This window comes from Asticcacaulis sp. AC460, assembly GCF_000495795.1.
In the GTDB taxonomy this organism is placed as follows: domain Bacteria; phylum Pseudomonadota; class Alphaproteobacteria; order Caulobacterales; family Caulobacteraceae; genus Asticcacaulis.
The window spans coordinates 60,497-78,512 of the sequence record NZ_AWGD01000031.1 but is presented as its reverse complement, the minus strand read 5'-3'; the positions used below and the strand labels follow the sequence as shown (position 1 = coordinate 78,512).

At 60.8% G+C, this 18,016-nt stretch carries 17 protein-coding genes; 10 read left to right on the top strand and 7 right to left on the bottom strand.

Going from position 1 to position 18,016, the window contains the following annotated elements:
- Positions 1-128: 128 nt before the first annotated feature.
- On the bottom strand, positions 129-1,550 hold the full coding sequence (locus tag ABAC460_RS40720; protein ID WP_023454544.1) for a D-alanyl-D-alanine carboxypeptidase: 1,422 nt from the start codon (positions 1,548-1,550) through the stop codon (positions 129-131).
- 483 nt (positions 1,551-2,033) lie between these two features.
- Here ABAC460_RS40720 and ABAC460_RS40715 point away from each other — a divergent pair, with 483 nt between their 5' ends.
- The gene (locus tag ABAC460_RS40715; protein WP_023454543.1) at positions 2,034-2,471 is read left to right on the top strand and encodes a phasin family protein; all 438 of its coding nucleotides are present in this window, start codon (positions 2,034-2,036) and stop codon (positions 2,469-2,471) included.
- A 381-nt stretch (positions 2,472-2,852) separates the two neighbouring features.
- Here ABAC460_RS40715 and cydB read toward each other — a convergent pair whose 3' ends face one another.
- Together cydB and ABAC460_RS40705 are read right to left on the bottom strand one after the other, a co-directional pair.
- Positions 2,853-3,857, bottom strand: coding sequence for a cytochrome d ubiquinol oxidase subunit II (gene cydB / locus ABAC460_RS40710; RefSeq protein ID WP_023454541.1), 1,005 nt, complete (start codon positions 3,855-3,857; stop codon positions 2,853-2,855).
- Entirely contained in the window at positions 3,847-5,244 is a 1,398-nt protein-coding gene (locus tag ABAC460_RS40705; protein ID WP_023454540.1) for a cytochrome ubiquinol oxidase subunit I, read from the bottom strand. The genes cydB and ABAC460_RS40705 overlap by 11 nt, the downstream gene beginning before the upstream one ends.
- 606 nt (positions 5,245-5,850) lie before the next feature.
- Here ABAC460_RS40705 and clpS point away from each other — a divergent pair.
- Both clpS and clpA read left to right on the top strand, forming a co-directional pair.
- A complete protein-coding gene (clpS, locus tag ABAC460_RS40700) occupies positions 5,851-6,234 on the top strand; it encodes an ATP-dependent Clp protease adapter ClpS (RefSeq protein ID WP_023454539.1) in 384 nt (127 codons plus the stop codon).
- Between the two features lie 204 nt (positions 6,235-6,438).
- Entirely contained in the window at positions 6,439-8,757 is a 2,319-nt protein-coding gene (gene clpA / locus ABAC460_RS40695; protein ID WP_023454538.1) for an ATP-dependent Clp protease ATP-binding subunit ClpA, read from the top strand.
- Between the two features lie 206 nt (positions 8,758-8,963).
- Here the strand turns inward: clpA and ABAC460_RS40690 are convergent, their stop codons facing one another.
- A complete protein-coding gene (locus ABAC460_RS40690; RefSeq protein WP_023454537.1) occupies positions 8,964-9,266 on the bottom strand; it encodes a hypothetical protein in 303 nt (100 codons plus the stop codon).
- Positions 9,267-9,425: 159 nt separating this feature from the next.
- Here ABAC460_RS40690 and ABAC460_RS49870 point away from each other — a divergent pair, with 159 nt between their 5' ends.
- Complete coding sequence (locus ABAC460_RS49870; protein WP_023454536.1) at positions 9,426-9,578, top strand: hypothetical protein; 153 nt, start codon at positions 9,426-9,428, stop codon at positions 9,576-9,578.
- 70 nt (positions 9,579-9,648) lie between these two features.
- Here ABAC460_RS49870 and ABAC460_RS40685 read toward each other — a convergent pair whose 3' ends face one another.
- A complete protein-coding gene (locus ABAC460_RS40685) occupies positions 9,649-10,545 on the bottom strand; it encodes an MBL fold metallo-hydrolase (protein WP_023454535.1) in 897 nt (298 codons plus the stop codon).
- A gap of 73 nt (positions 10,546-10,618) precedes the next feature.
- On the opposite strand from ABAC460_RS40685, the gene ABAC460_RS40680 reads away from it, so the two are divergent.
- The 6 genes from ABAC460_RS40680 to ABAC460_RS40655 all read left to right on the top strand — a co-directional run bounded on the left by ABAC460_RS40680 (position 10,619) and on the right by ABAC460_RS40655 (position 14,674).
- A complete protein-coding gene (locus ABAC460_RS40680; RefSeq protein ID WP_023454534.1) occupies positions 10,619-10,969 on the top strand; it encodes an ArsR/SmtB family transcription factor in 351 nt (116 codons plus the stop codon).
- Positions 10,956-11,273 (top strand): rhodanese-like domain-containing protein, encoded by a 318-nt coding sequence (locus ABAC460_RS40675; protein WP_023454533.1) that lies wholly within the window; start codon positions 10,956-10,958, stop codon positions 11,271-11,273. The genes ABAC460_RS40680 and ABAC460_RS40675 overlap by 14 nt, the downstream gene beginning before the upstream one ends.
- 14 nt (positions 11,274-11,287) lie before the next feature.
- Positions 11,288-11,800: a rhodanese family protein gene (locus tag ABAC460_RS40670; RefSeq protein ID WP_031237112.1), complete on the top strand. Its 513-nt coding sequence runs from the start codon at positions 11,288-11,290 to the stop codon at positions 11,798-11,800.
- A 10-nt stretch (positions 11,801-11,810) separates the two neighbouring features.
- Entirely contained in the window at positions 11,811-12,596 is a 786-nt protein-coding gene (locus ABAC460_RS40665; RefSeq protein WP_023454531.1) for a sulfite exporter TauE/SafE family protein, read from the top strand.
- A gap of 189 nt (positions 12,597-12,785) precedes the next feature.
- Positions 12,786-13,787: an LLM class flavin-dependent oxidoreductase gene (locus ABAC460_RS40660; RefSeq protein WP_023454530.1), complete on the top strand. Its 1,002-nt coding sequence runs from the start codon at positions 12,786-12,788 to the stop codon at positions 13,785-13,787.
- 125 nt (positions 13,788-13,912) lie between these two features.
- Positions 13,913-14,674, top strand: coding sequence for a hypothetical protein (locus ABAC460_RS40655; RefSeq protein ID WP_155914693.1), 762 nt, complete (start codon positions 13,913-13,915; stop codon positions 14,672-14,674).
- Between the two features lie 89 nt (positions 14,675-14,763).
- On the opposite strand, the gene ABAC460_RS40650 is transcribed toward ABAC460_RS40655, so the two are convergent.
- Both ABAC460_RS40650 and ABAC460_RS40645 read right to left on the bottom strand, forming a co-directional pair.
- The gene (locus ABAC460_RS40650; protein ID WP_023454528.1) at positions 14,764-16,515 is read right to left on the bottom strand and encodes a DUF4153 domain-containing protein; all 1,752 of its coding nucleotides are present in this window, start codon (positions 16,513-16,515) and stop codon (positions 14,764-14,766) included.
- A 65-nt stretch (positions 16,516-16,580) separates the two neighbouring features.
- Positions 16,581-17,876 carry a hypothetical protein gene (locus tag ABAC460_RS40645; RefSeq protein ID WP_023454527.1) on the bottom strand — a complete coding sequence of 432 codons (1,296 nt, stop codon included), beginning with the start codon at positions 17,874-17,876 and terminating at the stop codon, positions 16,581-16,583.
- Positions 17,877-18,016: the final 140 nt, after the last annotated feature.

Below are 18,016 nucleotides of genomic sequence, written 5' to 3'. Positions count from 1 at the left end.
AGCGCATGGCGCGAAGCGCTGGGCGGGGCTCTTTCTTAAGAGTCATAATCAACCGCAGTCGGTATAGGACGCAAACAAAAACCCCGGCTCGTCGGAGCCGGGGTTTTTCACATTCGATCGAAGCAACCTTACGAATTGCCCTTGACCACCATGCAGTCCAGCCGCTTGGCCGAGATCTGCGAACACGCCTTCTGGGCCTGCTCCTTGGTCATCGAGGCGAACCGCGTGCGATACCAGCCGGCATCCGACTTGCTGATTTCCGAGGTGGCGTCGGCCAGGGCCGAGCTGAACTTCTTCTTGATGTTAGATACCCAGTCACTGGCCAGGGTCTTGTTCTTGAAGGCGCCGACCTGGATCGCCCACACGGCGTTCGGGTCTTTTTTCTTCTTGGCCGGCGTAGCGGCGGCGACCTGCTTGGTGGTGCGCTTGCCGGAAGCCTTGGGTTCCACCTTGGGCTCCGGCTTGGCAGCGACTTTCGCCTCGGGCTTGGCCGCCGGCTTGGTCGTCAGGGTGCGAACCACGTCGGGTGCCTTGACGGTGGCGCTGACGGTCTGGACGTCTTCGTCGACGGCATTGGCCTCTTCGCTGGCTTCCAGAGCATCACGCAGGCCGGCATCGCTGAGCGACTCATTGTTCGCCAAAATCGTATAGGGCCGGGGCTCGTCCGGAATAGCGTTGCGGGCGGCAAAGGCCTTGGTGAATTCGGTCTGGGCGACGGTGATGACTTCACCGTTGGCGCGTCGGTCGAAGATATCGAAGCCGGTGTTCATCAGGAAGGAGACGTGCTCGCGGCGCTGCGACTTGTTGTTGCCGCCCAGCATGACGGCAATCAGGCGATGGCCGTCCTTGACCTGGGACGCCACCAGATTATAGCCGGCGGCATTGGTGAAGCCGGTCTTCATGCCGTCCACGCCCGGCATGTCGCGCAGCGGGTTGTGGTTGACATAGGTCCTGCCGCGGAAGGTGTAGCTGGGCAGGCTGAAATAGTCGTAATACTGCGGATAGTCGCGCATGACGGCGCGGGCCAGGATAGCCATGTCGCGCGCCGACGACAGCTGGCGCGGATCGGGCAGGCCTGAAGCATTGACGAAGCGCGTCTGGCCCATGCCCAGTTCCTGGGCCTTGATGGTCATCAGCGCGGCGAAACGCTCTTCGGTGCCGCCGATCTTTTCGGCCAGGGCGACGGCCAGGTCGTTGGCCGAATACAGCGCCACCAGGCGCATGGCCGAATCGACATCGATGGTTTCGCCGGGCTTCAGGTAGACCTTCACCGGCGCCTGGGCAGAGGCGTTGCGGCTCATAATGATGGAATCATCGGGCTTCAGCGTGCCCATGGCCAGGGCGTCGAACGCCATATACAGCGTCATGATCTTGGTCAGCGAGGCCGGATAGCGCGCCGAATCCGCCTTGGCCGAGTAGAAGACCTCGCCGGTGACGGCATCGACCACGATGGCGGAGTAACGGGCGTCGCCGCTGAGATCCTGGGCGCGCGCCTTCAGCGGCGCAACCAGTATCAATGCGGAGATGAGGACCAGCAACAGGCCTTTCAAGAGACCCGCCTTTCCCCCCGTTGTATCTTGCAAAGCAACCGATGTGGCCCGCTCGATCTTACGCATCCAATGTCCTCAACTCTGTTACAAAAACGCACTGGCGCCATAATAAGGAAGCAATGTGGTCTCATTATGGGGACGCAAGGGCAATATTACGCACGAAGTTCAATTTTGTCTCTTCGTTTTCTTAATCACCGGTTAAACACACCGGATTGTGACCGCTCCCATGGAACCTCGTGATGGTAGCGCGTGGCCACACAAGACAACCACGGCCCCCTCTGATACGCCAAAATTCTCCCACCACAGGCGAATTGTCGCTTCACGTTTCTGTTAACGTTTTGTGCGGTGCACAATAAATATTGACTTGGTTGTGCGGTTGCGTTATACACGATCTCAAGCCGGGCAGAAGTCCGGCAGTACAGTCCCCCCGCACGCTGCCATCTGGCGGCCGTGCGACAACCCTTTTAGAAGCGGAGTATCATCATGGACACCGGTGCTGAAACCATCAAGGCCACTGTCGACAAGTTCGCCCTGGCCGGCAACCAAGCTTTCAAGGACTCGGTCGAAAAGACCCTGGGCGCCCTGAACGAAGTCAACACCCTGTCGAAGGGTAACGTCGAAGCCGTCGTCGAATCGCTGACCGCCGCCACCAAGGGCGCGGAAACCGTCGGCGCTCAGGCCCTGGCCTTCTCCAAGAAGAACTGGGAAGACGCTGTCACGGCCGCCAAGACCCTGTCGGGCGCCAAGAGCATCCAGGAAGTCATCGAGCTGCAGTCGGCCTACGCGAAGACCTCGATGGAAGCCTATGTGTCGGAAGTGAACCAACTGACCGAGACCCTGTCGGCCTCGTTCAAGGACACCTTCAAGCCGATCAACGCGCGCATGACCGCCGCCGTCGAAAAGTTCCAGTCGTACCGCTAAGAAGCGACTGACCTCTTTCGAGAGATATGAAACCCCGGGCCGCAAGGTCCGGGGTTTTTTCTTATTCATCCTACCAGAAAAAAGCCAGCTATATAAATAACTTATCCCTCCCCGTTATACGGGGAGGTGGATCATTTGCGGTTAGCAAATGAGACGGTGGGGGATTGGGCCCGCAACCGTTTCGGCCTTCAACAAACCAATTCTGTACAGCTTGACACTGTTTTTACCGAATGCCGCTAAGTCTGCTGTACCCTGACCCTGATCGGTGAAGCTAAGCGCGCAGCACCAGCTTGATTGCCAATCCCACCACCGCAACCGCAGCCACGCCGCCCAGCCACAACCCGACGAACCACAGCCATTGCGTGAGGGCCTTAGACGGCTTCAATGATAGCCCTCCTTCGGATCGATCTTGCCGCGGAACACCCAGTAGGCATATCCCGTATAGGCCAGGATCGTCGGCACCAGCACCGCCGCCCCGACCAGCAGGAAGCCTAGCGACTTGTCCGGTCCGGCGGCGTCATGGAAGGTGAGGGCGCCTGGCACGATATAGGGATAGAAGCTGATCCCGATCCCGACATAGCTCAGCACGAACAGCCCCAAAGCGGCCAAAAACGGCGACAGATGCTTGTCCGTCTTCAACCCGTGCCACAACACGAACGCACATACCGCCAATAACAACGGCACAAACGCCGAGAAGAAGGCCGTCGGCCACCCGAACCAGCGCTCGAAATAGAGCCGGTTGATAAACGGCGTCCACAGGCTGACCACGCCGATCAGCCCCAGTGTCGCCACCGCCAACAACAAGGCCCACTTGCGCGCCTTATCCTGGACCGGCCCCAGGGTCTTCAGGTTCAGCCAGGTCGCCCCCAGCAGCGCATAGCCCACCACGACCGCCACACCACAGGTCAGCGAAAACGGCGTCAGCCAATCCCACCATCCGCCGGCATATTCGCGATCCACGATCCGGATGCCCTGCACCAAAGCCCCCAGGGCAATGCCCTGCGTAAACGCCGCCACGGTCGACCCAACCATAAATCCGACATCCCACACCGGCTTCCAGCGCAACGTCCGCCAGCGGAACTCGAACGCCACGCCCCGGAACACCAGCCCCAGCAGCATCACGATCAGCGGCACATACAGCGCCGGCAAAACCGTTGCGTAGGCGAGGGGGAAAACCGCCAGCAAACCGCCGCCACCCAAAACCAGCCAGGTTTCGTTGCCGTCCCACACCGGCGCCACCGAATTGGTCATAACGTCGCGGTCGTGCTCATCCCGGAACACGGAAAACAGGATGCCGACCCCCAGGTCGAACCCGTCCAGAATAACGTAGGCCAGTACGGCGAAGGCGATCAGCGCCGCCCAGATGGTGGGAAGATCAAACGCCATCGCGAGGCTCCTGGGCTGGCGCCGGGGTGACTCCGGCGGCGCGGATCGGACCCTTGTCCAGTTCCTGGTGCGACTTCAGGTCCGGGGACGCGCCGATCAGGCGGAAGATATAGAAGATGCCGGCGCCGAACACGGCGAAATAGACGACGATAAAGGCGACCAGCGAAGCCCCGACGGCCGGCGCATCGATGTTCGACAGGCTGTCCGAGGTCCGCATCAGGCCATAGACCGTCCACGGCTGGCGGCCGTTCTCGGTCGTCACCCAACCGGCCAGAACGGCGATAAACCCGGACGGCGCCACCGCCACGGCCGCGCGCTGCAGCCAGCGGTCAGTAAACAAGGTCTTGCGCCACCGCGCCCACAGCGACCACATGCCGACGCACAGCATCAGCAGCCCCAGCCCGACCATGATGCGGAACGCCCAGAAGACGATGGCCGACTTGGGCCGGTCTGCCTTGGGCCAGGCTTTCAACCCCTTGATTTCGGCATCGGGATCGTGGGCCAGGATCAGCGACCCCAGCTTGGGCACCTCAACCGCGTACCGCGTCTTCTCCGCCGCATCGTCGGGCACCCCGAACAGGATCAGCGGCGCACCCTTATGCGTCTCATAATGGCCTTCCATGGCGGCGATCTTGGCCGGCTGATGCTCGAGCGTGTTCAGCCCGTGCATATCGCCGACGAAGATCTGCACCGGCGTGACCAAAGCCGCCATCCACATGGCCATGGAGAACATGATCTGGGCGGTGCGGCTATCGCGGTCGCGCAGCAGATGCCATGCCCCGACCCCGCCGACGGCAAACGCCGTGGTCAGAAACGCCGCCAGAACCGTATGGACCAATCTATACGGAAATGACGGATTGAAGATGATCTCGACCCAGCTCACCGGCACGAACAGCCCTTCCGGCGTGAGGGCGTGCCCCTGGGGCGTCTGCATCCAGCTGTTGGCGGCCAGGATCCAGAAGGCGGAAATCAACGTGCCGATGGCGACCATGATCGTCGCGAACAGATGCAATTTCTCACCGACGCGTTTGCGCCCGAACAGCATGATGCCTAAAAACCCGGCCTCCAGAAAGAAGGCCGTCAGCACTTCATAGCCCATCAATGGTCCGATGACGGCGCCGGCGCGGTCGGAAAACCGGGCCCAGTTGGTGCCGAACTGGTAGCTCATGACGATTCCGGAGACGACCCCCATGCCGAAGGTCACGGCGAACACGGTCTTCCAATAGTTGAACAGGCGCAGGTAAGCTTCGTCCTTCTTCCAAACCCAGACGGTGTTCAGCACGGCCAGGTACGACGCCAGCCCGATCGACAGGGCGGGGAACAGGAAGTGGAAGGAGACGGTAAAGGCGAACTGGATGCGCGCCAGGATTTCGGCGGTGAATTGCATGAGTCGTGCCCTCCACTTGGACGCCGTGAAAATCCCACAAAATGTCCCAAAAAGAAATGCGGCCCACCGCCGCACACCGATGACGCGCTGAAACGCACCTTACTTCTCCTCTCCACGAAGTGGGGAGGGGGACCCCGAAGGGGTGGAGGGGTATCTTTCTTGCTTTCCGCCCCCCAACACTGACCCGACTCGCCGCCGTTACGAAAATCGGACACGCACCACATTGTTTCCTTGCGCATCCCGGCTGAAATTAACGCACAGGCGGGGACCCGCCCTCGAAGTCGGCGTAGCGCCCCGGCCACATGGCTGTAGCATTTCGACATCAGTAATCATCTGTGATCGTTTCGTGTTCGGGTTTGTGCATTTCCCCTCTTAACAGCGTTTCAGATTGGACTATCTTGTTATTTCGCAGCGCCGAACCTATCTCGGTAAGGTCGCGGCACAGGCCTTGCTGGATCCGGAATCGGTAAGGTTTCAAGCGCATCCCGAAAAGTGTGACGCACCAGCACGGGCGTCCCCGTTTTCGGATTAAGATGCGCGTTAGACAAAACTTAGAGCGCCGATCCGATTCTTCCGGATCGAAACGCGCTCTAAGATGTAACGCAAATGAGGTCGGTTTTGTTGCAAAGGAATAGTCTGGCTTCGCGCGAAGCCACAGTTGCCGCCAGCAAAGGCACCGCGGGCACTCGCCCGGCGGGCGCGCCGCTTGCCGTCGTCGAGACCAAGCCCAAGCCGCAAAAGCCGTCCCTGTACCGCGTCCTGATCCTGAACGACGACTACACGCCGATGGAGTTCGTCGTCTATGTGCTCGAGCGGTTCTTCAACAAATCGCGTGAGGACGCCACCCGCGTCATGTTGCATGTCCACCAAACCGGAGTGGGGGTATGCGGCGTATATACGTATGAAGTTGCGGAAACAAAGGTAGCGCAGGTCGTGGATATGGCCCGCAGGCACCAGCATCCGCTGCAGTGTACGATGGAAAAAGACTAACGCTGTTATTTTCGGGTTGTTCGTCAGAATGACGCGAAAATCAAAATAAATTCAAATAGATGTGAGGTTTATCGACAGAAGTGAAACGTGAGGTTCAGGTTCTGTTCACACATCTATGGTTAAAATCAGCCTAAACCTAAATTTAGCAGTTTTGCCTTAGGTTGAGTTTGTCGGATTAGTGAGTTCTAAGTTCAGGAGGTCGTCATGCCGTCTTTTTCAAGCGCTCTGGAGGAAACTCTGCACCGTGCCGTCGGGCACGCCAACGCGCATCACCATGAATACGCGACCCTCGAACACCTGCTGCTGGCCCTGATCGACGATGTCGACGCCGCGGCTGTGATGACGGCGTGCAATGTAGATCTGCCCAAGCTGCGCACGGCGCTGGACGCCTATATCGAGACCGACCTGAAGTCGCTCGTCGAGCCCCAGTCGGAAGAAGCCAAGCCCACCGCCGGCTTCCAGCGCGTCATCCAGCGCGCCGTGATCCACGTCCAGTCTTCGGGCCGTGACGAAGTCACCGGCGCCAATGTCCTGGTCGCCATCTTCTCCGAACGCGAATCCCACGCCGCCTTCTTCCTGCAAGAGCAGGAAATGACGCGCTACGACGCGGTCAACTACATCGCCCACGGCATCGCCAAGAAGCCAGGCGCATCGGAACCGCGCGCCGTCCGCGGCGCCACCGAAGACAACAACAGCAGCTCAACCGACGAAAAGGCCAAGTCCGGCTCGACCGACGCCCTGACCGCCTATTGCGTCGACCTCAATGAAAAGTCGCGCCACGGTAAGGTCGACCCGCTGATCGGCCGTTCGGCCGAGGTTGAGCGCGCCATCCAGATCCTGTGCCGCCGCACCAAGAACAACCCGCTGCTGGTCGGTGATCCCGGCGTCGGCAAGACCGCCATCGCCGAAGGCCTGGCCAAGAAGATCGTCGACGGCGAAGTCCCCGAAGTCCTGGCCGGCGCCACCATCTACTCGCTCGACATGGGCACGCTGCTGGCCGGCACCCGTTACCGCGGCGACTTCGAAGAACGCGTCAAACAGGTCGTCAAGGAACTGGAAGCCCACCCGAACGCCGTCCTGTTCATCGATGAAATCCACACCGTCATCGGCGCCGGCGCCACCTCCGGCGGCGCGATGGACGCGTCCAACCTGCTGAAGCCTGCCCTGGCCGCCGGTTCCCTCCGCTGCATGGGTTCGACCACCTATAAGGAATACCGTCAGCATTTCGAAAAGGACCGCGCCCTGGTCCGTCGCTTCCAAAAGATCGACGTCAATGAGCCGACCCTGGACGACACCATCAAGATCCTGCGCGGCCTGAAGCCCTACTACGAGACCTTCCACCATCTGAAGTACACGGACGCCGCCATCAAGACGGCCGTGGAACTGTCGGCGCGCTACATCACCGACCGGAAGCTGCCGGACAAGGCCATCGACGTCATCGACGAGGCCGGCGCCCTGCAGATGGTCCTGCCAGAAAACAAGCGTAAGAAGGTCATCGGGCCCAAGGAGATCGAGTACGTCATCTCCAAGATCGCCCGCGTTCCGTCCAAGACGGTGTCGCGCGACGATACCCAGGCCCTGCGCGACATGAAGACTGACCTGCAACGGGTTGTCTTCGGCCAGGACGAGGCCATCGAGCAGCTGTCGACCGCCATCAAGCTGGCCCGTGCCGGCCTGCGCGATCCGCAAAAGCCGATCGGCTGCTACCTGTTCTCCGGCCCGACCGGCGTCGGCAAGACCGAAGTCGCCAAGCAACTGTCCGCCACCATGGGCATCGACCTGCTGCGCTTCGACATGTCGGAATATATGGAACGCCACACCGTGTCGCGTCTGATTGGCGCCCCTCCGGGCTACATCGGTCACGACCAGGGCGGCCTGCTGACTGACGCCGTCGACCAGCAACCGCACGCCATCGTGCTGCTCGACGAAATCGAAAAGGCGCACCAGGACATCTACAACATCCTGCTGCAGGTCATGGACCATGGCCAGCTGACGGATGCCGTGGGTAAGAAGGTGGACTTCCGCAACGTCGTCCTGATCATGACCACCAATGCCGGCGCTTCTGACAATCAGAAGAACAGCATCGGTTTCGGTCGCGAAAAGGTGACGGGCGAGGACGAACAGGCCATCAAACGCCTGTTCACCCCGGAATTCCGCAACCGCCTGGACGCCATTGTGACCTTCCGCCAGCTCAAGCCGGAGGTCATCTCGAAGGTCGTCGAGAAGTTCATCCTGCAGCTGGAAATGCAGCTGGCCGACCGTCACATCTCGATCGAAATGACCGAGGATGCCGGCAAGTGGCTGGCCGAAAACGGCTACGACGAACTGTATGGCGCGCGTCCTCTGGCCCGCGTCATCCAGGAAAACATCAAGAAGCCGCTGGCCGACGAGATCCTGTTCGGCAAGCTGGTCAAGGGCGGCCATATCCTGGTCAAGCTGACCGATGGCAAGATCGCCTTCGACATCACCCCGTCGCAAAAGGGCGCCGACAAGTCCGGCGCCAAGGCGGAGATCGTGGAGTAGGTTTAAGGCCAGGGGTCCCAAGAAACGTTCTTTGGCCCCTGGACCCCGTAACCTGACGGCGTAGATTGAGATGCCGGCGGCTTATGAAAACCAAAGAAAAACCCTGGACCAAGCGGTCCAGGGTTTTTCTTTGGTATCTCTTATACCCTCGATATTCCAGCCTTCACTGTCGAGTTATGGGGTCCAGGGGCCTGAGGCCCCTGGCCTTACCCTTTCTCACGCTCGGCTTTCGCAGCCGCCTTCGCGGCGCGCCGGCCTTTCAGCGCCAGCAGGTCGATACCGAATACGACGATCTGAACGACAGGATAGATCAGGCCGCCGGCCGGCTCAAACGGTCCGCCGTTTGCCGCGCCGAAACCGCCGAGCACAAAACCGATGACTGCGGTGACGCCGTTGGCAATCGCCAGGCGGATAACATCGTCGGGCAAGTTCTTCATGAGAAACAGCAGAATACGGCTGACAATGCCGCACGCCAGCAGCGCGCCGAGTATCGTAGGGATAATATACATCCTTGCCTCCCATAGCCTTGGATGCCTTAGGCTGCACAGCAGGCCCTAACGATTCAAGTCTTATCAACTCGTCAGGGGCGAGCGCACTGCACAATCTCGCCATATTCGCTTGCTAAACGCCCCGTTCACGATCATTGTGATCGCAACGAAGGAGCGGGCATGTCCGATATGAAGCGCCACGGCCTGATCATGGTTGGAATTCTGGTCACGGTGATTGCGCTGAATCTGATCTTTCCGAGCTTCTTCCACGGTCTGGGTGACCGTCTGGCGGCCGCCCTTGAGGGCGTAAGATCCTGGCGCAACAACGGCTGAGGACAGCGGTTCTGTCCGGGTGACCGGGCCTTGCCAATAGCCAGCCTTCCTTCGCCGCGGTGCACGGTTTCTAACCGCCCTGCCACATCACGGCATCAGGTGACCCTTTAACTTTTACGGGTACCAGCATATAGCGCACGCCGTTGGACGTCGCGGGAGGAAACCGGCCACCCCGCATATTGACCTGAATTGAGGGCAAGAGAAGCTTTGGCGCCGCAAGTCCGGCATCCCTTTCTGTTCGCATCCTGACGAACGCGTCTTCTGAAATGCCGTCACGGACATGGTTGTTGGCGGCTTTCTCGTCTTTGACGGTCGTTTCCCACGCATAGTGGTCGCGGCCGGGGGCCTTGTAATCATGACACATGAAGAGTCGGGTTTCGGGCGGAAGGGCCAACAGTTTACGGGTTGAGCGGTAAAGCGCGCGCGCGTCACCGCCGGGAAAGTCGGCGCGCGCCGTTCCGTAATCCGGCATGAACAGGGTGTCGCCAACAAAGACCGCGTCGTCGATTCTGTAACTGACATCTGCAGGCGTATGGCCCGGTGTGTAAAGCACCTCAACCTTCAGGCCTCCCACGTGAAGCATTTCGCCGTCTGAAAACAGGGCATCGAAATCGCCCCCCTCGGGCTTCACGTCAACCGCATTGAACACCGGGCGGAAAATGCGCTGTACGTCCACAATATGTTCGCCAATGCCGATGCGCGCACCTGTCCGCGCCTTGATGAGCGGCGCGGCGCTCAAGTGATCGGCGTGGACATGGGTTTCCAAAACCCACTCAATCCGGACTTTCTCGGCAATGGCGCTGGCCAGCACGGCTTCAACCGACCGGGTATCGACTTCGCCGGTCGTGACATCGAAGTCGAGCACCGGATCGATCACCAGCCCCGAACCGCTCTCTGCGTCCCATACGAGATACGTCACGGTATGGGTGGGTTCGTCGAAAAAGGCTTTAATTTCAGCTTTGGGCATAACGGCTCTCCTATTGGCTTGACATATATATTAGAAGTGACTAAATAAGCAATATCTAATATAGGAAGGGCTAATGCAAAACGCTTTCACAACCGAACTAAGCGTATTCGAGGCGAAGGCCGGCGAGGCCGCTTGCCTGCTGCGGGCGCTTGCAAATGAGCAACGCCTGCTCATCCTTTGCCACCTGTTGACCGCGGGCGAACTTTCCGTGTCTGCGCTGTCCGACGGATTGAGCCTGAGTCAGTCGGCCTTGTCCCAGCATCTCGCCAAGCTGCGTGATGAGGGCATTGTCACAAACCGTCGCGAGTCTCAGTCGCTTTTCTACCGGGTCTCGGACGAAAAAGCCGCCCGCGTCCTGGCCCTGCTCCGCGACATCTATTGTCCTGACCTGCCAACTATGGAGTCGCCTCATGAACGCGGCTAATACGATTTCACCTGCGGATGCGCAGATTCTGATCACCGCCGGCGCGAGGTTGTTCGACATCCGTGAGGCTGATGAGCGCGATCAGGTCATTCCCGAGGCCGGCCACCTGGCACTTTCCGGCTTGCGGCCGGACGCGGTGTCCGTGGATCACGATCAACCGGTCATATTTCACTGCCGGTCTGGCCGGCGCACCACGATGAACGCGCAGCGACTGCGCGCCACGACTTCGGCGCCTGAGGTCTATCTGCTGGAAGGTGGATTTGACGCCTGGGCTGCCGCCGGTCTGCCAATTCAAATCAAGTAACGAAAGTATCCGTCATGAGTAGGTTAATCAGCCCGGCAGACGCAGCGCGTCTGGTCCGCAACGGCGCAGTGTTGGTCGATATCCGGGACGCTGACGAACACCGCCGCGAACGCATCGAAGGCGCGTTGAATTGTCCGGTATCGGCGCTCGATGCCGTCACGATTGAAGGCGACATCATCGTCTTCCACTGCAAGAGCGGCGGCCGCACTCAGGTTCATGCCGACCGACTTGCGGCCAAGGCTGGCGAGCGAAACTGGCTTCTGCTCGACGGCGGCCTGGACAATTGGAAGCAGAGCGGCCTGCCTGTGCAAAAGGACGCCCGGCAACCGATCGAACTTCAGCGTCAGGTGATGATCGCCGCCGGACTCCTCGTCGTCGCGGGCGTACTGCTCGCCCGCTTTGTCGCCGCGCCTCTCATCCTGTTGTCTGGCCTTGTCGGGGCCGGGCTGGTGTTTGCGGGCGTTACGGGTTTTTGTGGCATGGCGAAATTGCTGATGCTTGCCCCCTGGAATCGCCGTCAGGCGTAAAGCAACAGCCATGTTCGACATCCACTATCTCTTAGCGGCGATTGCCGGCGGTCTTGTCGGCTTTACCTTGTCACTGGTGGGGGGAGGCGGGTCGATTCTGGCCGTTCCCTTGCTGGTGTATGTTGTTGGCATAACCAACCCCCACATCGCCATCGGCACGAGCGCCGTCAGCGTTGCATTGAACGCAGCCATTAGTTTGATCGGCCGGGTGCGCACCGGTACCGTCAAATGGCGCTGCGTCATGGTTTTTACGGTAAGCGGCGTTATCGGCGCTCTGATCGGCGCTTACTTTGGCAAGCTCCTTAACGGCAAGGTGTTGCTCTCGCTGTTCGCCTTGCTGATGATGATCGTGGCCGGACTGATGCTCGTGAACCGCAATGCCGAAGGAAATCCCAAGGTTCGACTCAATGGGGACAATTTTCCCCGTCTCGTTGCCTTCGGGCTGGCGACGGGTCTGCTGTCTGGCTTTTTCGGCATCGGCGGCGGCTTTCTGATCGTGCCCAGCCTTATGGCGGCAACCGCGATGCCAATCGTAAATGCGATTTCGTCGTCGCTTTTCTCTGTCGCTGCCTTCGGTGTGTCAACGGCATCGACCTATGCGATGGCGGGTCTGGTTGATTGGCCGATAGCTGTCGTCTTCGTCTGCGGAGGCTTTGCGGGCAGTGTCGCGGGCACCAGGGTAGCGCAGCTTGTCGCGGCCAGGCGAGGCGCTTTGACAACAGGGTTTGCCGGTCTGGTGTTCGCCGTTGCGGTCTATATGCTATACCAGTCACTTGGCGCTGGTCGCGGCGTCTGAAGTCCTCGTCTCCGTGAGGGGAGTTTCCGATCTTAGGGACTTCCTGGCGACAAGCGCCCCGCCATGGAGTGGTCGAGCAGGTTATGAATTTCAAACGTCTATCTCACGGCCGCTCTGCCTTTACCTACTCTTCCCCTTCAAATCGTAGCCGCACCTCCTACATAAGCACCTCCTCCCGGAGCGCGCCCCATGATCCCCTTTTCCATTCTCGACCTGTCGCAGATCAGCGAAGGCGGCACCGTCTCCGATGCCCTGGCCAATTCGGCGCGCATGGCCCAGGCGGCCGAAGCCGCTGGCTACCACCGCTACTGGCTGGCCGAACACCACGGCATGCCGGCCATCGCCTCGGCGGCGACCTCGATCGTGATTGCCCATGTCGGCCAGGCCACGAAAACCATCCGCATCGGCTCCGGCGGCATCATGCTGCCCAACCACTCGCCTCTGGTGATCGCCGAACAGTTCGGCACCCTGGAAGCCCTGTTCCCCGGCCGGGTCGACCTGGGGCTGGGGAGGGCGCCCGGCACCGACATGATGACGGCGCGCGCCCTGCGCCGTAACATGGACTCAGGTGTCGACAGCTTTCCAAACGATGTGCTGGAACTCCAGGCCCTGATGGACGAACCCGACGAAAACCAGCGCATCCTGGCCGTCCCCGGCATGAACGCGAAGGTACCGATCTGGCTGCTGGGCTCATCCCTCTACAGCGCACAACTGGCGGCGCAACTGGGTCTGCCCTATGCCTTTGCCTCGCATTTTGCGCCGGAATTGCTGTTCGAAGCGCTCAACATCTACCGCAGCCGCTTCCAACCCTCGGAACATCTCGACAAACCGCACACCATGGTCGGCGTCATGGGCGTGGCGGCGGACACCGATGCCGAGGCCGAATTCCTCTACACCTCGATGCAGCAGTCCTTCGCCAATCTGCGCCGCAATGTCCGCAAACCCTTCCCCAAGCCGTCCTACGACGCCATTGCCGACCTGCGTCCGGACGAGACGGCAATGATCGACCACATGCTGCGCTACGCCATGGTGGGCTCATCGGCGACGATCGAAAAACGCCTGGGCGCCTTCCTTGATCAGACGCAAGCCGATGAACTGATCATCTCCATGCCGATCCACGACATCGAGGCGCGATTGCGTTCGCTGGAACTGTTCGCCAGTCTTCGGCCGAACCTGCGCGCAGCGGCTTAGGCTTAAAACCTGATCAGTCTCTCGACCAGGATCGTAGCCAAGTATACCTGGAAATACAGCTTGCTGGCGCGAGTGTACTTACTCTATGAATTCGGTATCGCACCACACGCGGTTCGGGGGAGGACATGGCTAAGCTAGAATTGACACCGGATACCTATGAGTTCGGGACGTTCCCGCACGTCGTGCTGAGACTGCGCGAGACCTGCCTGGCTGGTGCCGCGACGCCTGAGCAGGCCACTGACTGGCGCTATCTGGCGGACTGGCTGGGGTGTGGCGACGGACCGGTGACCAGAGCCGATATCGACCGGCTGACCGAAGCCCGCCTGGTGTTTTTGAGGCGCGCCAATGGCAATCCGTTTGACGCCGCGAAGCTGCCGCCATCCGATATCTGCGACGTTTTCGAGCGCCTGTCACCGGCAGCGGAGGCCATCGACAAGATGGTGGCGCAGAAGCAGAAGCGCGACGCCGTCGCCCGGCCGGCCAGGGGCATGGACCGGATGGCGGGCATCGTCGTCAGCGGCATCATTGGCTTTGCCATAATATCGGTCGTCCACGTGCTGCCCACGGGTAGTCTTGCACCTGACGTCCTTGGCTCTGCGATGGGCGGCGCGGCTGTGCCTGTGCTGATCGCGGGACTGGTCACCAAGCTGATCAAGGGCGGGCCGGTGTTCCGTCCGTTGACCGATGGGGCCATTTTCACGGCAGTGGCCGGTGCGGTTATGGTGATGGCCGCTCAGGGAAGCGCGAGTTCAGAAGGGGCGCAGGCAGCGTCCATGGCGACCCTCGACGCTGTCGTATCGGCCGTCGGCACCTTCATCATAACGGTGGTGGTGACCGGCATCATGACGTTACTTGCGCCGAAGCCGAGGCCAAGCGCGCCGCGTTAGGCGCCTAGAGCAAAGCACGCTTACACGGAATCACCGTGTCAGCGTGCGGAGCGTGTAAACTTAAAATGAGAGCGGTTTTACTGAAGTCCTTACGGCTCTTTGCGGATCACCCGGCGCACCTCCGGACCTGACGTATTCAGCGACCGCACACTGCCGTCGATGTCCAGATCCTTCCACACCGCTGCACGTGCCGTCACCTTGCCGGCCTTGAAGGCTTCGGCCTCCTGCTTATCAAGATACTCGGAAAAACCGTTTCCGACCGTCCACGCGCCATCGCTTTCGTAGATCATCACCAGACGATGGCCATCCAAAAGCAGCAGTTCCGGCTTGCCGTCGTCATTCATGTCCAGCAGCAGTCCATCGCAACTTTCGCCCTGATCCAGGCAGTCGGGATAGAGTCCGTTGGACGGATAGGCCTGCGCCAGGAAGCTGGGCGGCAGGACGGCGCCTTCCTGGACCATGCGGATACGTGCGGCGACGGGCTTCTTCGGCGCAGGCGGTTCGGGATCGTGGTCCCACCGGTCTTCATCCTTCCAGGCCAGGGCGTCCTTGGCCTTGGCGCGGATCGTATCCGTCTTGCCCGACTTGGCCAGACGGGCAAGCGTCGTACGGCCATAGGCGCCGGTTTCATACCGCAGGACGCGCCAGTCGAACCTGTTCGAGGCGACAGTGCCGCTTTCCAGGCGCGACGCCTGGGACTCGGCGCTGAGCCGCAGCGGATCGGCGACCGGCGTCAGGACAGCCAGGAAAACCAGGACCTTGACGAACGCCAGGGTGACATTGATCGTCTCGATGCCGGCCATCCAGCGCCCGCGCGGCAGCACCGCAGCATAGGCGTATCCCAGCCCGAACAGCACGGCGACAAACACCCCGACGGCGGCCAGGACGCGCTCCGGCGTCAGGCCGTACTGGTGGATACGCAGGTACAGGCTGTAGGCTGCCAGGAGCGAAAACGCCAGTAGCAGCGCGCAAGCCAGCCGCGTCGACCACTTCAGCACGACATGGACCGGCCGCTCTTCGTCGCCCTGCTGATAGGCGGCGTTGACCAACAGAACCAGGGCGACACAGGCCGCCAGAAGCGAGGCGGTTGCCGCCTTGGTCGACCACAATGGCTGCAATCCGCTGAAACACAGGCTGACGGCAAAGATGATGCCGATCAAGGTGATGACAGGCAACAGCCAGGAGAGAACCCCCAGGACCAGCGAACGGAAGGCGTGCATTAGCTTGGTCTGGACATCGCCGAGATGGACGGCGGCGGCAATCGCCAGCCCCGAGGCCGGCCAGGAGAAATATTCGCTTTCGATCATCTCGCGGAACCAGTCGAACCCGATAAAGCCCAGCAAGGCGGCGCCCAGCCACAGAATGCCCCAGAACATGGCGGTAAAGATGACCGCCAGGGCCAGTTGCACGCCGTGTTTCCAGGCCTGGTCGAAATACAGGCTGTACGGGGCGATGGGTTTGCCGGCCTGATCGCCGGAACTGACCAGTTCGCTGGCAATGAACAGGAACGGATAGATGAGGAAGGCCAGATTGAAGAACAGCGGGCTGTAGTTTTGGTGCACGCCGTGAACCAGACTGTTCCAGGCGATAAAGGCGATAAGACCCAGGGCGATCAAACTCCATGCGGCCAGGCTCACCCGGCGTACGGCGGCCGCGTTGGCCCAGATGACAAACGCCCCCAGGGTCAGGGCCGGCGCCAGGAGCCGCATCCACAGTGGGCCTTCATGGTCAGGCAGGGGACGCAGCTGGTGGTACAGGAAGCCCAGGATCAGGCCGAAGCCCAGCCCAACCACCAGACGCAGGATTAGCGCCTGTTGCGGCGAAAAAGTTTCGTTTTTCATCACCCAACCCCATTTTGCGACCAGTCTACCATGACCACCCTGTCCTGACGAGCCATACCGCAAGCTTACAGAACAGGCTCCAGTACCTCGCAGCCGGGATTGCCGATCACCGGATACAGGTTTCGGCCCAGTCGGATCACGCCCCATTCGGAAGGCTTGATTACGAAGGCCGCGGCGTCGATATCGGGCACGATCTCCTTGCGAACACACACATTGGCCGCCACCGTCCATCGGCTGCCGTCGTTTTGCAGCAAGGTAGCATCCAGCGGCGCAAAGCCGTTGGTCGGCGAGGGATCACCGATCAGGATCACGTCATCGTCGCCGTCATGATCCAGATCCGCCACGATGGCTCGACAGGTCTTCGCATCCTGACAGGCGGGGGGGCGGGTATATTGCACCGGCGGTACCCCTTTCGAGCCCTCGGACCTTGGATTGCGCGTAAGGGCTATGAAGCCGGTACGACCTGACGCAAGAGCTCCGGCCAGCCCGGCCGGCATGGCCCGGCCCTTCGGAAACACGACGGGAATCTCCGCGATCCGCCGGCCCAGCGGCGCCATCATCGCGGCCTGCCCCGCCAGGTCGGCTGGCTTGTCCGCCGTATCGACGCCGGGATAGGCCACGAAGCGGAAGGCGACATTATTGATCAGGACGCGATCGGGCGGGGAGGGTTCCAGGGGGAAGGGACGGTCGAACCATACGCTACCGTCGGCATCTCGCAAAAACACGCGCGACAATTCCTCCCAACCCCGTTCCGTCTCGCGAAAGATCGTCAGCGACCGGATTGGATCTTCCAGTTGGCGGTCGCGGCCGGGGCGCACCGCCTCCAGATAGACCTCGGCCTTGCCGTCACCGTTGAAGTCCTGCATGCGCAGGGTGCAGGTGCTTGGGTCTTCCTTCAGGTCATGGCCGCAATAGATCTGAACCTCGGAAATCGTGTCGACGGCAAAATCGGGCGGCAGAACCTGGCCCTGGGTCAGGCGGGGGGTGTAAAACTTCTGCTGCAGCAGTTCGGTGCGCGGAACCACATCGAAGAACTCCACCTCACCGGCACAGGGGGCGTCGCCGCATATGCCGATGTCGGCGAAGTCGTACTTAAGCGCGGTGGCGGCGGTCAACCTGACCTCGTCCGTCCCATCGCGCTTCAGACGTTTCAACTGGCCGACCCCATAGGCGCCGGCGCCAGTCTTGAGGTGTTCCCAATCGACCTGACGCACGCTGACCCAGCCCCGGTCCAGGGCCTCGACCTGCGCGGCGGCGTACCAGACGCGCGGATCAGGTGATCGGCTCAACCCGCCCAGCGTTCCTGCCACAGCGACGACGGCCACGCCCAGCACCAGCAAACCTGCCGTGACAATTTTCATGCTATCCCCCCGTTTAGCCGGCAAGGCTATCGCACATTACCGATAGCACGCCGGATATACTCATCTTATTCCTCCCCGTTATACGGGGAGCGGGGCGGCCCGTGCCGTGGATCATTTGCTGGAAGCAAATGAGACGGTGG